Here is a 16,818-nt window from a genome sequence, read left to right as displayed (position 1 = left end):
CCTTGATAAACCTTTAATTGATAGACGATTTGATTGCCATCAATATAGAGTAAAAAGGGACAGGGTTTTCTACTGTAGCTCCTACCCAATTGGTATACAAATACTTAGAAACCACGTTTTTAATGTAGTCGTTTGCTACTTTTATAACAGCATTTGAATCAATAATAATAGAGTCTTGAGTGCTCGGTAATGTCTGCGAAGCTGCTTCAATCGTTTCTGGATTAACTGAATTTTTTTCAATTAGAATAGAATCTTTTGTTGTACTCACACCTGTGGGCTCCGCTGTTGCACCTACCTGCGGTACCTGTATATTTTCAGAGGCTAAGGATATGGTTGGTGACAACAAAGACGCAAGAGTAAATGGAATCACAATTACTTTTTTGACAGTTTTCAATTCGAGTCCCTCCTTAAAAATAACATTTTGTTAATACATGTAAATACAATAAAACAAAATATACCAATTTTCTATTATTTTTTTTGAAATATCTTAATAAATTGTGAACTTTTAATACTTTATATATACCTCAAGAAGGTTAGTCTTAAATTATCACTGAAACGGGAACATACTCATTTAAGAATCCCGCTGCATTATTGTAATAACTTAATGAAGAATAACTATCGAATGACTCAAATCCGATGATCATAAACTGATCGTAGACCCGGTCATCTATAGAACAACAGCAGGCTGTCAATCCAGCCTGCTGTTGTTCTATAGAATTTATTTGCCTTACTTCTGATTACTACAAATTACTTCTCAATTAACTGCAGTTGAACCGGGATGGTTTTGTCAACTGATTCACCTTTTACGACTTTACTGGCTGCATCAATCGCGTATTTTCCAATGAGTTCAGGCTGCTGGGCAATCGTGGCGCTCATTTTTCCCTCTTTCACTGCTTTAACCCCGTCCGCGGTTCCATCGAAGCCGACGATAACCACATTTTTTAAACCTGCGGCTTGAATGGCCTTGATCGCCCCGAGAGCCATTTCGTCATTCTGGGCAAACACTGCGTTCACATTCTTGTTGCTTTGCAGAATATTTTCCATTACGGTAAGACCCTTCGCGCGGTCAAAATCAGCCGGCTGCGAGGCAACCACTTTCACACCCGCTGCTTTGTCAACCATTTCATGGAACCCTTTGCCGCGTTCACGCGCAGCGGAAGAACCAGGGATTCCCTGCAGTTCCACAATGTTGCCTTTGTTCCCCAATTTATTCAGAATGTATTTCGCGGCCATCTGACCGCCCTCTATATTATTGGAAGCCACGTGGGACACCACTTTGCCGCCATCCGCTGTTCGGTCAACCGTAATGACCGGAATATTGGCCTGATTCGCCGATTGAATCGCCGTTTTAATCGCTGAAGAGTCGGTAGGATTGACGAGGAGCACATCCACCTTTTTCTGAATTAAATCTTCAATTCCGGACGTTTGCTTCGCCGGGTCATCCTGAGCATCAACGGTGATTAGTTTCATATGATTTTCATTTGCTGCCTTTTCAGCCCCGTCTTTTAGCGAGACGAAAAACGGGTTGTTTTCTGTCGATAGCGCAAGGCCCACTGTAATCTGGTGGTCTTTTGCCGGCGCCGGTGACGAGCTGTTCGTTCCTGGAGCCTGGGTTGAACAACCGGCTAAAAGCGACAGGCCGACTAAACTTGCGGAAACCCCTTTAATAAATTTATTCATTTGAATAGCACCCCTTTTACATTTTTATATTTTAATTAGCTTTCTTACGGTCGAGTAAGACAGCTAATAAAATAACAATGCCTTTCACAACTTGCTGGTAAAAAGAAGAAACTTCAAGCAAATTCAGTCCATTGTTTAGCACACCGATGATCATGGCACCGATAAGCGTTCCGAAAATCCACCCTTTTCCTCCTGACAGGCTGGTCCCTCCGAGTACGACCGAAGCGATCGCATCAAGCTCGAATCCTGTACCGGCATTGGCTTCCGCTGAATTTAAGCGAGAGGTAAGAATGATTCCCGCAAAAGCGGAGAGAAGGCCGGTTAAGGAATAAATAGCAATTTTTACCCTGTCCACTTTGATTCCGGAGAGAATAGAAGCTTCTTCATTCCCACCTATTGCATAGACACGTCGTCCAAAAGACATTTTTCTTAAAACAAAATAGAGAACCGCAAAAATGGCGAGCATCCAAATTACAGGAACAGGTATATAGGATACGTAACCGCCGCCAATCATCGTAAACAAATCACTGGTAAAATCAGTAATCGGACGGCCGCCCGTATAAACTAACGTGATGCCCCGAAAAAGAGTCATCGTTGCAAGCGTGGCAATGAACGGAGCAATTTTTCCTTTCGTGATCAACAATCCGTTAATAGCCCCCATGATGGTTCCGGCTAAAAGTCCCAGCAGAATCGCTGCGACAGGGTTTAGGCCGGCTACCAGGTAGTTTGCTGTGATAGCCCCTGACAGCGCCAGGATGGCTCCAACCGATAAATCGATCCCACCTGTCAAAATAACGAATGTCATACCGAAGGCAATAAGAGCATTGATGGATATCTGGCGCAATACATTAAAGATATTATTCCATGTAAAAAAATCGGGACTCATAATTGCCAGGACGATAACCAATAAAATAAGCCCAATCAGTGATCCCAGTTTTTGCAGATTGATAGTAAGTGCTCTTCTATCTATCATTTTTTTCTCCCCCAGTAGCGGCATACATAATAGATTCCTGAGTCGCTTCTTCTTTGTTCATAATGGCAGTAATTTTCCCTTCATGCATGACGATGATCCGGTCACTCATACCCAGTATTTCCGGCAGCTCCGATGAAATCATCAGGATTGTGACTCCTTCGGCGGTAAGCTGGTTCATTATGTTGTAAATCTCTTTTTTTGCGCCGATATCGACGCCGCGCGTTGGTTCATCGAGGATGAGAATTTTAGGTTTAATGCCCAGCCATTTGCCAATGACAACTTTTTGCTGGTTTCCCCCGCTTAACGACTTAACGATCTGTTCAGCGTCTTTCGTTTTAATATTTAATTTCTTAATCATGTCTCCGGTTAATTCCCGCTCTAATCGCTCAGAAACAACGCCGCTTTTTGAAATGGCAGCAAGGTTAGGAATGGAAATATTCTCCCGGACAGACAGGTCAAGCACCAACCCTTCCTGTTTCCTGTCTTCCGTTACAAATGCAATTCCCGCTGCAATGGCCTGTTCAGGTTTTCTAATGTGTATCTCTTTGCCAAACAAGAACACTTTTCCGCTCGCTTTCTTGTCAGCGCCGAATAATGTTCGGACGAGCTCCGTCCTTCCCGAACCCATCAGACCCGCAATTCCTAAAATTTCACCGCGTCGTGCTGAAAAAGAAATATTTTTAAGGAACTTTCCATTGCTCAGGTTCTCGACACGCAGGCTCTCTTCCCCGATACCATGAGAGCGCTCCGGAAAGCGGCCGCCGATTTGGCGACCAACCATCATTTGAACAATCGCCTCCAGATTGGTTTCATCAATATTTTCGGTTCCGATAAAATGGCCATCCCGCAGTACGGAAATTCTATCGCAGATCGCAAAGATTTCTTCCATACGGTGTGAAATATAGATAATGCCGACTCCCTGCCTTCGTAAGTCATTCATCACATTAAAAAGGGTTTCAATCTCTCTGTCTGTCAGCGCGGCGGTCGGTTCGTCCATGATGAGAACTCTCGTATCCAGTGAAATCGCCCGGGCAATTTCCACCATTTGCTGCTGTCCTACTGACAGATTCTCCGCGATTTCATCCGGGTTAATGCTTATGCCGAGCTTTTCGAGATACTCTCTCGTTTTCTTCTTCATTTCTGACGTTCGTAATATGCCGGACTTACCATAACAAAGGTCACGTCCTAAAAACATATTTTCGGCAACCGATAACTGGGGAATAATGTTTAACTCCTGGTGGATAACCGATATTCCCATCTTTTCCGCATCTTTAGGCCCTGAAAATTTGACTTCCTGGCCATTGACGTAAATCGATCCCGTATCCGCTGTGTAAATTCCCGTGAGGATTTTTATTAAGGTTGATTTTCCTGCCCCGTTTTCACCCATCAGGGCATGGACTTCCCCTTCCTTTAGAGAAAAAGAAACGTTTTCAAGCACTTTTACATTGGAAAACGATTTGCTTATGTTCTTCATCTCGATCAGATCATTCACCACGAAACACCACCTTCCATATAGTAGACGCAGACCAGCACCAGGCCGCAGGTATAGGTAATTGGCGATTACCTTAGCTGCACCCGGGGGATAAGAAAGGTGTACTTTCTTATCTGCCTAGAAAATAACCCCCGACTGCAAAATCACATTGGCGTAGGGCGTGTCTTCCCCTGTTCGGATGATAGCTTTTGCCTGTGCGGTTGCTTTCTTAAAATCCTCGTGCGAGAGATACGCACATTCCACTCCGGGCATCAATTCCACTATCTTTTTTTTCATCTCAGGATTTTTCTCCCGGATTTCGTTCGCAAGTACGTATTTCTCCACTTCCATTTCCGATAAAACCGTTTCAAGCGTTTCAATTAAACCGGGAGTGCCTCGTTTTAACGCGAGGTCAATTCTTTGCACACCGTCCGGAACCGGGAGGCCGCAATCAGCGATCACGATGGTGTCCGTGTGCCCGAGTTTTGAAAGTACCGCTGAAATGTCACTGTTTAACGTTCCAATTTTTTTCATAATTCTCTGCCCTCCCTTTCCTGAAGAAACTGCTCTACTTCATGTCTTGTCGGCATTCCGCTCTGGGCTCCGAGCCTGGTAACGGAAAGCGCTCCTACTGCTGCCGCATATTTTGTGGCTTCAGAAAGTGATTTTCCCTCGGCCAGCATGACAGCTAGCCCGGCATTGAATGAATCTCCCGCCCCTGTCGTATCGACCGCCTCGACACGATAGCCCGGGCAATAGCCGATCCCGCCATCCGCCGCGGTATAATACGCCCCTTCTTTTCCTTTCGTCATCACTAATTGTCCGGCATACGATTGAATCGCCTTTTTGAAATCGTCGGGCTGCTCAAATTTCTGCCCCGCAATCGTTTCCAATTCATATTCATTTGGGGTTACCACCGTTATTTTTTCCAGCATGCTGCTAGGAAGTTCAGCCGCGGGAGCCGGATTTACGATAACCGGAACCTGATATTTATGGGCGATGTCAACCGCCAGTTCCACACTCTTCAGCGGAATTTCCAATTGCAGCAGTAATAAATTCGATTCCTTGATCAAGTGCTCCACTTGTTGTATTTTCTCTTCATCAATCGCATAATTAGCTCCTGGTACAACGATGATCGAGTTGTCCCCATCCTGTACGGTAATACAGGCAATCCCTGTAGAAAGAAATGTAACCGGTTCCACATTTTCCGTAGAAATATTCTCTTTGCGCAAATTCTCTACCAGCTGCCTGCCGAAAACATCGTCGCCGACGCAGCCAACCATGGTGACATCCGCTCCTAACCTGGCACAGGCGACCGCCTGATTGGCTCCCTTGCCGCCAGGGGTCGTTAAAAATTGGCTTCCGAGCACCGTTTCTCCCATCTTTGGCACCCGGTCCGTTTTAACGACCAGATCCATATTTATGCTTCCAATCACCGTTATTTTAGGACGGCCCATCCTAATCACACACCTTTCTTGTTGTGCCGCGTTCGATGAATTGAACATCCAATTGTTGATACAGTTTATCGACCGGACTATTTTCTATTAATTTAATGAGCATTCTGGCTCCGATTGCGCCCATATCATAAATCGGCTGCGCAACGGTTGACAGCTCCGGAAAAATCATTTCACCCAGGGTTATCCCGTCGAATCCGATTATGGCAAGTTCGTCAGGGATTCGAATTTTTAGCTGCTGAGCCGCTTTCATCGCACCGATAGCCATCAAGTCATTCCCAGCAAAAATTCCGTCCACGTCCGGCTGTTCTGTTAATAGCTTCATTGTCTCATGAAAGGCCTTTTTGATTTCATAATTCCCCTGAATAATTAAATTCGGATGAAACCATTCCTTTTCCCGGACAACGTCTACATACCCTTCACATCGCTCTCTGGCGTTGATAACAGATTCGGGTCCTCGTAAATGTGCGACTTTCTTGCATCCCTGCTTGAGCAAAAGTCTCGTGGCGAGCCGGGCCCCCTCTTTATTTTTAGCAACGACCGTCGGAATGCCCTGACTGACAATACGGTCAATGACTACAATCGGAACGTCAAATGCCTGCATATCTGAAATAGGCATCGACGCAGTAGCTAAGATAAGTCCATCAATATATTTCTGTTTTAATATTTGAAAATAGTGCTTTTCCTTCTCTTCATCTTCGTCTGAATTACAAAGAATAACCGTATAGCCGTATATCTTCATAACATCTTCCACGGCTCTTGCCAGTTCCGGGAAGAACGGGTTCGTAATATCCGGAACAATAAGCCCGATTGTTTTTGTTTTTTTATTGGATAAACTCCTGGCCACAAAATTAGGGATGTAGTTTAACTCATTTATCGCCTTTAAAACCTTTTGTTCCGTATCAGGATGAACATACCCATTCTGATTGAGAACACGGGATACAGTGGCAACAGAAACACCGGCTAATTTTGAAACATCTCTAATATTAGCCATAGTATTCTACCTCTCGCATTAAATTTGCCGTTCAACTAACCTTGTGAATTCTCACATCCCTCCGGTGTGTAACCGGTTACAGTAAGCGCAAAAAAATAGGTAATCGGTTACACGCTATTTAAAAAAATACCTTGAAACTAATAGGTAACCGATTACACCATTTAATATAAAAGATAGAATAAACCGTGTCAATCTTTTATTTTTCTTGTACAGCACCTTCTTTTCTGAAAAAATTTTTCACGTCTCCGACAAGAATATAGTTTGCTACCATACCCGCAATTAATCCACAGAATGCGGATCCAATTCCAGCGATAGAAACGCAGGATATCGTAACAAGAAGTGTGATAAGAACACTTTCCCTGTGCGATTCTTCCTTCATCGCTGATGAAAGACTGGAACTTAACATCATAACATTAGCACGATAAAGGAATGAAATCCATATTTTTCTTGCAAAGTAATTTTCTTATCTCCATGGAAAATAGCTGTCACCAGGTCAAACCTACTAGCCACAGCCTTCCTCTACAAATATGCAATGTTCTCAAACGGTTTCTCTATTCTATATGCGGGTTGCGCGTTTTCATCGATTCCACACTTTTGTTAAATTCCTCTATCTCTTCCGGCAAAAGCTGCGAGAACAAAACTTGCTCAGAGCGGCGTTGCAAAAGGCTCGTGAGCTCCTCCATTACCAGCGGAACATTGATTTCCTTATCGACAAGTTCAGCCAGGGAGGCCAACCGCTCGGGAATGATTTCCGGGTATCCGGTGTCTTCGCTTCCGGCCGCTCGGGAATAGAACGAACGCAGCAACTCAGCCCGCTTTCCCCCGCTTCCTGCAATTAGCAAAAAAGCCTGAACGGCAACGGCTCCTCTCCGCCTGCGCTGGGCCAGTCCGCCAAACTTCCGCCCGCCTATGCTTACATCATACTCACCCGGACAGTAGGATCCATGAACCTCTCCTGTATCCACCGTCACGTGATACGGTTCAAGCAGCAAACGAATCAACTCCACCATTGCCTTATAACCGGCATTAATCTCAGAAAAAATACCTTCTGCCGGGAGAACGAGGGAAATGTTAAGAACTCCTTCGTCCAGTACAACGGCAGCACCTCCGGAATTCCGCACAATAGCCTGATATCCTTCCTCTGCCAGGTAGCGGATTCCGTCACCGATATTCGTAAGTTTATAATCTCTGTTTCCGAGCACTACATTATGCTGGTGTACCCATGTCCGCAGGGCCGCAGGGCTCCTGCCCGAACTGACGGACGAACATAACGTATCGTCAATAGCGAAAGAATAAAGCGCCGTAAACGACGGGTGCGTCTTCGACTGGTCGATCAGGCGCCACTCCTTCCGGCCAAACAACCATCTAACGTCAACCATAAATGTGTCCCCTTTTTTCCTTTCTTATTTAAAAGAAAACTCGACTATCGCCAGGCCGAAGGCACTGGCGATAGCCTTAGTTGCACTTATGTAGATAACAAAGCTATACTTTGTTTTATCTACCGAAAAAAACGCAGTACGTAAAAAATAAACGATAAAATGATGCTTACAATAATGCTGGAAGCGAGCGGAAAATAAAACCGGAAGTTTTCTTTTTCTATCGAAATGTCACCGGGCAATTTGCCCAAATGGAGAAACCGGCCGCCAACCTGCCACAGCAGCCCGAGTACGATCAGAATAATTCCACCAACCACCATCATTTTGGCGATAGGATTCATTCAGGCATCTTCCTTCCAAAATATTGATACGCCTGTACTGTGGCCATGCGGCCGCGCGGAGTTCGCTGGAGAAAACCAATCTGCATTAAATACGGCTCGCATACATCTTCAATCGTCCCCTTCTCCTCGCTGATCGTCGCTGCGAGCGTATCCAGCCCAACCGGGCCGCCGCGAAAGATATCGATAATCGCCATCATCAGATTATGATCGATATGGTCAAGTCCCATTTTATCAACGCGGATTCGTTCCAGTGCCTCGGATGCCTGTTCAGCTGTAATCACGCCATTCCCCTGTACCTGGGCAAAATCGCGAACCCGCTTCAACAGGCGATTGGCGATTCGCGGGGTTCCGCGCGAACGGCGGGCAATCTCCGCCGCCCCTTCACCGATAATTCTAATATCGTAAATATCGGCTGCCCGTGTTACGATGTTGGTTAATTCATCTACCGTATAATATTCAAGCCGATTCACCACACCAAACCGATCCCGGAGCGGTGCGGACAGCATCCCCGCCCGCGTGGTCGCGCCCACCAGCGTAAAAGGCGGCAAATCGAGCCGGATGGAACGAGCTTCCGGACCTTTGCCAATGACAATATCTAATGAATAGTCTTCCATGGCCGGATATAACACTTCTTCCACACTGCGGTGCAGGCGGTGGATTTCATCAATAAACAGGACGTCCCCTTCCTCAAGACTTGTGAGTATGGCCGCCAGATCACCCGCCCGCTCAATGGCCGGGCCTGAGGTTGTGCGAATATGAACGCCGAGCTCGTTTGCGATAATGGTTGACAAGGTCGTCTTGCCGAGGCCGGGCGGTCCGTACAGCAGGACATGGTCAAGGGCTTCTTCCCTCATTTTCGCAGCCTCGATAAATACTTTTAAATTGTCTTTAATCTGTGTCTGTCCGATATATTCATGCAAATAACGGGGACGAAGGCTGGATTCCAAGTAATCTTCCCCCTGAATTTCCGCCGTTATGAGTCTCTCTTCCACCATTTATCCCTCCTCAGGTGGTTAAAAATAGCTGGAGTGCCCGCTTCACAATCTTGTCGGTTGATGCCAGGTCAGCCCCATCCTTCTCAAGCTTTTTCATGACTTTCTGTATCTCGTTATCGCTATATCCAAGAGCGGTCAAAGCCTCTATCGCTTCCTGTCTCGGCTCTTGAAAAGCCCCAAAAAGCGAAAGTTCTTCTTCCTTAGGATTCTCTTCCACCTGTTCCATCAATGTTTCCTTATGTATAGCGCCTTTCAGCTTATCCTTCAAGTCAAGCACAATCCGCTGGGCGGTTTTCTTGCCAATTCCGGGAAAACGCGTGAGAAAGTCGATATTCTCCAGTTGAATGGCAGAGATAATCTGTTGCGGCATACCGGCGGATGTAATGGCGAGCGCTCCTTTGGGCCCTATCCCTGATACATCAAGTAACTTGCGAAATAAATTCCTTTCATCCCGGCTGCGAAATCCGTATAAAAAAATTGCATCCTCGCGAACATAGTGATGGGTATATATTCTAACAACCTCACTGCCATTTTCCCGATAGACAAACGGATTCCCCGAAAAAACGCGGTAGCCGATTCCATTTGTACTAATAATAACACTGTCCGTTTCTATATATTCAATCCTGCCCTCAATAAAATCAATCATACAACCTTGCCCTCCACAATCCCAGAGAATCTTTATCTTCATTGTACACTAACTGAAAATATACGAACATACATTTTGTTAATGAGCAGGATAAAAAACCCTGAAACGGCCGCTTTTTTCCGAAACAGGGTTTTGTTGTTTTTTTCTTTTAAGAAGCTGTCCATTCGACAATCAGTCCGGCCTGGACGAGTCCACCGCCAAATCCGTAAAGAAGTACTCTGTCCCCCGGCTGCAGCTTTCCTTCCATAATGCCCTTTTCCAGTGCGAGCGGAATCGTTGCTGAAGAGGTATTCCCAAAGTACTCTATACTGGTTAGCGTTTTTTCTATCGGAAATCCGCTTTTTTCACATATCGATTCAATCATTCTCAGATTGGCGCTGTGAGGCACAAACCAGTCTATATCTTTTAGGTCAAGCCTGCTTTTTTCCATGAGGGCCTTCATTCCAAGGGGAACCGTCGTAACGGCCCACCTGTATACTTCCCGTCCATTTTGTACGATATAGCCGCTATCGTTTAACTCATTGAGATCCATCTTTTTTGACAATCCTGTCCGGTATAAATGAACGCCGCCTTCACCTGCAGACGTAAGGTAGGAGGACAAAAAGCTCGGATTTTCTTCATCATACTCGACCAGGACGGCGCCAGCCCCGTCACCAAACAAGATACAGGTCGTTCGGTCGCTGTAATCCGTTACTTTGGATAGCGTTTCTCCCCCGAGCACTAAAACCTTTTTATTCAAACCTGCCGTAACTACACCGTTGGCAAGGTGTAATCCATATACAAAACCGGCACACGTCGCGTTCAAATCGAGCGCGCCTGCATTTTCTATTCCCAGTCTCGCCTGAATTTGGCTTGCCACACTTGGAAAAACATAATCCGGTGTAGTTGTCGATACAATAATAAGATCCACATCTTTCACGGATTTATTGTATCTTTCTATTAAATTTTCGATGGCTGCCACACACAAATCAGTGGTAAATTCCTCAGGTTGAGATATTCGCCGCTCTCGAATCCCAGTGCGGCGTACAATCCACTCATCATTCGTATCCACCATTTTCTCCAGGTCTGCGTTCGTTAAGGTGCGTTGCGGAACATAGGTACCGATGGCCGTAATTTTTGCTTTAGAAGATATAGAACTCATTATAAACGCCCTCCCCTTTGTAAAGCGTATAAATTAAGAAGAACTTTTTTATACACCGTAAATACAACTAAGTCTATCGCCTGCACCTTTGGCGTTGCGCTAGCTTTATAATACGTATTATATCATCTGGTGTTATTACCTGGTACTAGTTTTTTCTCTGTTTTATTTGGGATTGGATTCGTTCTTTTCGTCATTAGCAAACTCACTGTATGTAGAAAGAATCGAATTATATTCGGCAACGTTAGAAATTCGAATTCCGTTTTTTAATCGCAGAAGCTCGTCCTGCGGCAGACTGGATTCCAGCTTCTGAGCATCCAACGGGAAGAAAGTCTGCATAACCTTCCTTTTTTCCGGCTCCCCGTTATACAAAGCAAGCATTCCATTGTCATTGATTCCAAAATATCCGTTCTTTTTACATGCCGGAGAGATATCATTCACCTTCATTTCGAAGACGAATTGATTCCCCTGCTGGGAGATAAAATTCCAGCTATGGTATTTCCGTAAAATTTCACTGGACGAATTCACGATCTCCTGACGGTTCTCCCTGGTAGTATCACCGGATAAATAATTTCGCTTTAGAATGACATGAATAGTTTGGGCGCTAACCTGGCGATCCGCCGCGCCTTTTAACCACTCAACCGAGCGGTAAAAATACGAAGTCCCTCCCGCAACTCCTCCAATAAGAAAGCTTACCATCACCAGAAGAAATACGACATGCTTTACTCTATATCGCCTATGTTTACTTACAGTCATAAAAATCCCCGCTTTGCATTTTTTTCTTATCTTTTCCAGAAAATAAATGATTTATGCAAATTTTTTTAACTTTTTCGATCTTCGTAGCAAAACGCCCAGCCCTGCATACGATGTTAAGGTAATTTTGGAAGAGAGGATGGGTGCTCTTATGAAGATCCATATTGTTAAAAGAGGAGATACCCTGTGGAAAATTGCGAAGCGGTATGGCGTGGATTTTAAAACCCTTCTAGAGGCTAATACACATATTAAAAATCCTGACAAAATCATGCCTGGAATGAAGGTGAAGGTTCCAACGGAAGGTGTGAATATCAAACCGGAACTGCCGACATCGCCCCATTCGAATCAACCACTGGGTGACATTGACATCAATTTGGAGATGAATATTGAAATACCGAGCGTTCCATTTAAGAAAGAAAAACCGATGAAGGAATTCCCTGTAGTGAAGGAAAAACCAATGAAGGAAGCACCGGTGGCAAAAGAAATGCCAATCGTAGAAATGCCGGTAGAAGAAGCACCGGCGCCAATCCCAATACCAGCGCCTACACCACCGCCATTGGCTCCAAAGAAGGAAATGCCTATTCCGGCACCAGCTCCGGCACCAGTTGTGGAAGCGCCTGTGCAGAAAGCGCCACTTCCCTCACCGCCTGCTGTACCGTGCCCACCATGTCCGCCGCAGACCGTACAGCCGTGTCCGCCGCCTGTAAAACAAATGCAGGTGTATATCGAAGAAAGCAGCTCATCGTATGAGATGATGCAGCACATGATGCCGCCGCTTATGCCAATGATGCACCCATTCCCAGCTCCGTTTATGCCAATGCCGCAAGTTCCGCTCCCGTGCAAAAGGCCTCCGTTTGCTCTTGCACCAATGATACACAGACCGCCGTGCCCTATGCCTCTGGCACCGGTGATACACAGACCACTGTGTCCTCCTTTGCCTATGCATATGCCTATGCCAGTACATCAGTTTCCACAAATGGGAGCGGTCATGGGAGATGAAGAGACAGAGTCCTCCTCTTACTCCCCGATAACAACAGGGCCAGCATTGCCATGGGAAGCCGGTCAGGCATATCCGGCTATGCCATACTACCATCAACCTGCCGGCACGTGGATGTCACCGGGCATGGCACCTGGTATGCCGTATGGTTATCCATATGGGATGACACAAGACATGTATTCCGGTATGTCACCGGACATGTCGGACGGTACAGCACCGAGTGCCCCGTACGGTACACCATCAGATTTTTCACCAGGTACGTCTTTTGATACGGCAGATTCATCCTCCGGTGAGTCTTCCAGTTCGTCGCCCGATACGTCATACGGTATGGCACCGGGAACGTCTTATGGCGCTCCTTACGGTATGACACCAGGGATGTCTTACGGCACTCCATACGGTACCACACCCGGGATGTCTTACGGCACTCCATATGGCATGCCACCGGGAATGCCATATAGCAGCACACCTGGCGCAGGACAAACAATGATGTCGTATAATCCTTATTCACCATCACAAATCATGAACCCATTTCCTTATCAGACTTCACTGCGGAAAATTTCATATGAAGCACCCTCTTTACAAAAAGAAATTACAGATGAATTCACAGAAACCGGTGAAATAGTAGAGGCACATACCGAAGAAAACTGATCCAAGCGGCACTGTAAAGAAAAACGAGCATGAAAGACGGCTCGTTTTTCTCTTCTATATTAAATGGAACAACACATGGAGGATTATAGTATGCGGGAACTGGCTCTGAAGATTGAACAAGCCTACAACGCCCAAGTTATCCGGATAATCAACAAGCAAAAAGTGTGGATTTGTGAGACAAACAAAGGAAGTGTCGTTATAAAAGCTTATGCCTCGATGGAGAAAGCTCTCTGGGTTACTCATTTGGCAGATTCACTTTTTTCAAGGGGATATCGCGAAGTTGTCCAGTACATTCGCGCGTATGATGGTTCTCCTTTTTTCGCTTGGAACGGCAGCTATTTTACCGTGATGAAAAAAATTGAGGGGCGCTGCAGCAGCTATTTTAACCGGGACGATATAAAACGCGCGGCTCGATCACTGGCTCTTTTTCATACCTTCTCCCAAAACATAGTCCCTGGCCCTTTGGCAACATCCCCCGTGCCCCCTCTTCTTTTTAAATGGAGCACACGGATGAAGCGGTTTTACGAAATGGTTACCAATGCAGCCCCCATTTCTCCCAATCCGAGACTGGACGCACTCATTCGTTGGGCCGCTCCTTCTATTCTTGAAGAAGCTCACCGCGCAATGACCGCCCTTCAAAGGTCGGAGCTTAGTAAAGAATATACGAAGTCTCTCGAATCTTTTTTTGTATCTCACCGGGACCTCGCCAGCCACAATTTTATCATCACCAGGTCACACACAGCGGCTTTAATCGATTTCGATACGGCTGCATATGACACACCAATCGTAGATATTGCTCAATTCATCAGCCGGGTTCTCGTTCAGCAGGAATGGAACCCGGCTGTATTCCACATGATTATGGCCACCTATGAGAACATTCGTCCACTCACCCGGCAGGATCTCAGTCTGATTTTTTTGCTACTTCGTTTTCCTGATAATTTCCTCCGTGAAGTCATCGGGTTATACGACCATAAAAGGGGATTTCAGGCTGACCGCATCGAGTTTTTTCTTTCCATGCTGATCCGGCAGACAAGAAAACGAGAGCATTTTTTTGCAAGCTATCATCACTTGATTGGGTAACTTACCATTTTTTATTTAGATCCGACTGAACGTAAACTAAGCGATAGCGGGCAAGGGAATGAAATGCGAGGTGGCGCGAATGGAATGCTCCGTTTTTGATTTTTTGTTTTCTTTCCGTTACCCAGTGTGATTCCAAAAAGGGAAACGTCTTTCCTGTCCGCTTGTCTCCATCACTGAGCTACCCAGATGTTCCGGACAGGGTCGCCCTTTTTTGGAATCACACGGGTAATTGACGCTTCCCTGTAAGGAAAGACTCCACAAAAAATAAAAACGAACCGTTCCATTCCCATTGCTCCGGATGTTTCGGTCCGGTCCCGAAACGAAGGAAAAGCGCGGACAGTCACGGCTTCCTTGCAAGGGAAAACCCGCAAAAATACGGATTCGGTGTGTCCCGCTTTTGCTACAAAACGCCTATGCTTTTACATCGTCGTATACTTTGGTGCCCTGCTCAACTACAACTTTGCGGAATTCGACGAGCAGTTCATGGGTGACTTTACCCGGTTTTCCGCCTCCGATGGCGCGTGCGTCGACTTCAATAACCGGAATGACCTCGGCCGCTGTTCCTGTCAGAAATACTTCATCGGCAACAAATACGTCGTGGCGTGTAAACGGCTGTTCTTTCACCTCATATCCAAGCTTACGCGCAATATCGATAATAGCATTGCGGGTAACTCCTTCGAGCGCCCCTAAATAGCTCGGCGGTGTATAAACGACGCCGCGTTTCACGATGAAGATATTGTCTCCGGAACCTTCACAAACGTAGCCCTGCTGGTTTAACATGAGAGCTTCACTTACTCCAGCATTGTTGGCCTCAATTTTAACCAGTATATTGTTTAGATAGTTAAGCGATTTGATTTTCGGATTGAGCGCATCCGGAGTATTGCGACGGGTAGGTACCGTAATAATCTTGATCCCCGTTTCGTACAATTCTTTTGGAAAAAGGGCAAGCTGTTCCGCAATAATAACGATATTTGGCTTCGTACAGTTGCGCGGGTCAAGACCCAGGTCTCCTGTGCCGCGGGATACGACAAGGCGGATATACGCATCCCTCAAATTGTTGCGGCGCACTGTCTCTAACAGGCATTCCGTCAATTCTTCAAGTGGCATCCCGATATCAAGCAGAATCGAGGTTGCGGACTCGTACAGCCGCTCCATATGATCCTGTAATTTAAAAACATTTCCGTTATATACACGGATTCCTTCAAAAATTCCGTCCCCGTATAAAAACCCGTGATCATAGACTGAAATTTTTGCGTCTTCTTTTTTAACATACTCCCCATTTAAGTAAATGATTTGTTCCACTCTCTAGCACCTCCAGATTATTCCGCCTATTTCGATGATTCAGCTTTAATAAAAACAATACGATTTATTACTTGATGTGTCAACTAATTTTTAACAGGAAAGATGAACCGATGCTTGTTTTAAGTAAGAAGGGTACGAACCAAGGAAACGAATTTCGAATCCCAGCGCTTCAATTTCCGCGAAGGCACCGGGAAGCAGCGCCTCGTCCATTTCCTGATCGATATCGATAATAAAATAATAATTGCCAAGCCCGGTTTTCATCGGACGCGACTCAATGCGGGATAGATTGATTTTACGCCAGGCAAAGGCGGCCAGCACCTGATAAAGCGCCCCGGGAAAATCGGACGGCTGTGCCACAAGAATGGTTGTTTTGTTTTTATCCGATTCCGGCAGGGCAACTTTTTCTTTACCCACCAGAATAAACCGTGTCAAATTGTTTTTGTTGTCTTCGATGTGCTCAGCAACGATCATCAGGGGGTATACGTTCACTGCGGCCATTGGGACCACCGCTAGCCATGGCTGCTCCGGCTGCTCGCTGACAATGCGGGCCGCTTCCGCCGTACTGCTCGTATATTCAATCTGCGCATTGGGCATGTGCTCGCGCAAGTAATCATGGCTTTGCGCAATAGCCTGGGGGTGAGAAAGGACTTTTTCCACTTTGTCATAAGGCAGAGGGCTTTCCCGTTTTCCGGACACCAAATTTTGAGCAATAGGAATAGTGAGATCCGCTAGAATCGGTAAATCTACTTTATGAATCATCCAATCCAACGTGATATTCACGGATCCTTCGATTGAGTTCTCCAAAGGGACTACCGCAAAGTCTGCCTTCTTTTCGACTACTGCTTCCAGGCAATCCGGAATCGTACGATACGGACAAAATTCTTCCCCTTCATTTTTAAACAAAAAACGAGCTGCCTCTTCTGTATTCGTCCCGGAGGGTCCAAAAAATGCAATTTTTCTCTCCATAATA

At 45.7% G+C, this 16,818-nt stretch carries 18 protein-coding genes; 2 read left to right on the top strand and 16 right to left on the bottom strand.

The window, feature by feature from the left end; all coding sequences use genetic code 11:
* Positions 1-13: 13 nt before the first annotated feature.
* The 14 genes from H525_RS0102720 to H525_RS25305 all read right to left on the bottom strand — a co-directional run bounded on the left by H525_RS0102720 (position 14) and on the right by H525_RS25305 (position 11,824).
* Positions 14-394 carry a hypothetical protein gene (locus H525_RS0102720; RefSeq protein WP_027414920.1) on the bottom strand — a complete coding sequence of 127 codons (381 nt, stop codon included), beginning with the start codon at positions 392-394 and terminating at the stop codon, positions 14-16.
* 353 nt (positions 395-747) lie between these two features.
* Positions 748-1,680 carry a ribose ABC transporter substrate-binding protein RbsB gene (rbsB, locus tag H525_RS0102715; protein WP_027414919.1) on the bottom strand — a complete coding sequence of 311 codons (933 nt, stop codon included), beginning with the start codon at positions 1,678-1,680 and terminating at the stop codon, positions 748-750.
* Positions 1,681-1,711: 31 nt separating this feature from the next.
* On the bottom strand, positions 1,712-2,653 hold the full coding sequence (locus H525_RS0102710) for an ABC transporter permease subunit (protein ID WP_027414918.1): 942 nt from the start codon (positions 2,651-2,653) through the stop codon (positions 1,712-1,714).
* Positions 2,643-4,127: a sugar ABC transporter ATP-binding protein gene (locus tag H525_RS0102705; protein ID WP_035099761.1), complete on the bottom strand. Its 1,485-nt coding sequence runs from the start codon at positions 4,125-4,127 to the stop codon at positions 2,643-2,645. The genes H525_RS0102710 and H525_RS0102705 overlap by 11 nt, the downstream gene beginning before the upstream one ends.
* A 135-nt stretch (positions 4,128-4,262) precedes the next feature.
* A complete protein-coding gene (gene rbsD / locus H525_RS0102700; RefSeq protein ID WP_027414916.1) occupies positions 4,263-4,658 on the bottom strand; it encodes a D-ribose pyranase in 396 nt (131 codons plus the stop codon).
* A complete protein-coding gene (gene rbsK, locus H525_RS0102695; RefSeq protein WP_027414915.1) occupies positions 4,655-5,581 on the bottom strand; it encodes a ribokinase in 927 nt (308 codons plus the stop codon). Before rbsK ends, rbsD begins: the two co-directional genes overlap by 4 nt.
* A gap of 1 nt (position 5,582) precedes the next feature.
* Positions 5,583-6,572 (bottom strand): LacI family DNA-binding transcriptional regulator, encoded by a 990-nt coding sequence (locus H525_RS0102690; protein ID WP_027414914.1) that lies wholly within the window; start codon positions 6,570-6,572, stop codon positions 5,583-5,585.
* A 196-nt stretch (positions 6,573-6,768) separates the two neighbouring features.
* Positions 6,769-6,981: a benzoate/H(+) symporter BenE family transporter gene (locus H525_RS29245; protein ID WP_027414913.1), complete on the bottom strand. Its 213-nt coding sequence runs from the start codon at positions 6,979-6,981 to the stop codon at positions 6,769-6,771.
* A gap of 142 nt (positions 6,982-7,123) precedes the next feature.
* Positions 7,124-7,951, bottom strand: a complete 828-nt coding sequence (locus H525_RS0102680) for a lipoate--protein ligase family protein (protein WP_027414912.1) — start codon at positions 7,949-7,951, stop codon at positions 7,124-7,126.
* 119 nt (positions 7,952-8,070) lie between these two features.
* On the bottom strand, positions 8,071-8,289 hold the full coding sequence (locus H525_RS0102675) for a DUF2905 domain-containing protein (protein ID WP_027414911.1): 219 nt from the start codon (positions 8,287-8,289) through the stop codon (positions 8,071-8,073).
* Positions 8,286-9,281, bottom strand: a complete 996-nt coding sequence (gene ruvB / locus H525_RS0102670; protein ID WP_027414910.1) for a Holliday junction branch migration DNA helicase RuvB — start codon at positions 9,279-9,281, stop codon at positions 8,286-8,288. The genes H525_RS0102675 and ruvB overlap by 4 nt, the downstream gene beginning before the upstream one ends.
* Positions 9,282-9,294: 13 nt before the next feature.
* On the bottom strand, positions 9,295-9,930 hold the full coding sequence (ruvA, locus tag H525_RS0102665) for a Holliday junction branch migration protein RuvA (RefSeq protein WP_027414909.1): 636 nt from the start codon (positions 9,928-9,930) through the stop codon (positions 9,295-9,297).
* Between the two features lie 148 nt (positions 9,931-10,078).
* Positions 10,079-11,071, bottom strand: a complete 993-nt coding sequence (locus H525_RS0102655; protein WP_035099711.1) for a ketoacyl-ACP synthase III — start codon at positions 11,069-11,071, stop codon at positions 10,079-10,081.
* Positions 11,072-11,233: 162 nt separating this feature from the next.
* Complete coding sequence (locus tag H525_RS25305; RefSeq protein WP_051330753.1) at positions 11,234-11,824, bottom strand: BofC C-terminal domain-containing protein; 591 nt, start codon at positions 11,822-11,824, stop codon at positions 11,234-11,236.
* Positions 11,825-11,972: 148 nt separating this feature from the next.
* Here H525_RS25305 and safA point away from each other — a divergent pair, with 148 nt between their 5' ends.
* Both safA and H525_RS0102640 read left to right on the top strand, forming a co-directional pair.
* A complete protein-coding gene (gene safA / locus H525_RS28890; protein WP_051330752.1) occupies positions 11,973-13,466 on the top strand; it encodes a SafA/ExsA family spore coat assembly protein in 1,494 nt (497 codons plus the stop codon).
* A 63-nt stretch (positions 13,467-13,529) separates the two neighbouring features.
* Positions 13,530-14,546: a phosphotransferase gene (locus H525_RS0102640; RefSeq protein ID WP_081413190.1), complete on the top strand. Its 1,017-nt coding sequence runs from the start codon at positions 13,530-13,532 to the stop codon at positions 14,544-14,546.
* Between the two features lie 411 nt (positions 14,547-14,957).
* Here H525_RS0102640 and ilvE read toward each other — a convergent pair whose 3' ends face one another.
* Both ilvE and pheA read right to left on the bottom strand, forming a co-directional pair.
* Positions 14,958-15,848, bottom strand: coding sequence for a branched-chain-amino-acid transaminase (gene ilvE / locus H525_RS0102630; protein WP_027414906.1), 891 nt, complete (start codon positions 15,846-15,848; stop codon positions 14,958-14,960).
* A 90-nt stretch (positions 15,849-15,938) separates the two neighbouring features.
* Positions 15,939-16,814 (bottom strand): prephenate dehydratase, encoded by an 876-nt coding sequence (gene pheA / locus H525_RS0102625; RefSeq protein WP_027414905.1) that lies wholly within the window; start codon positions 16,812-16,814, stop codon positions 15,939-15,941.
* Positions 16,815-16,818: the final 4 nt, after the last annotated feature.

Origin of the sequence: Aneurinibacillus terranovensis DSM 18919, from assembly GCF_000430625.1 — a bacterium.
Lineage (GTDB): Bacteria > Bacillota > Bacilli > Aneurinibacillales > Aneurinibacillaceae > Aneurinibacillus_B > Aneurinibacillus_B terranovensis.
The sequence above is the reverse complement of the archived record's forward strand: the minus strand, read 5'-3'. Positions and strand labels throughout refer to the sequence as shown.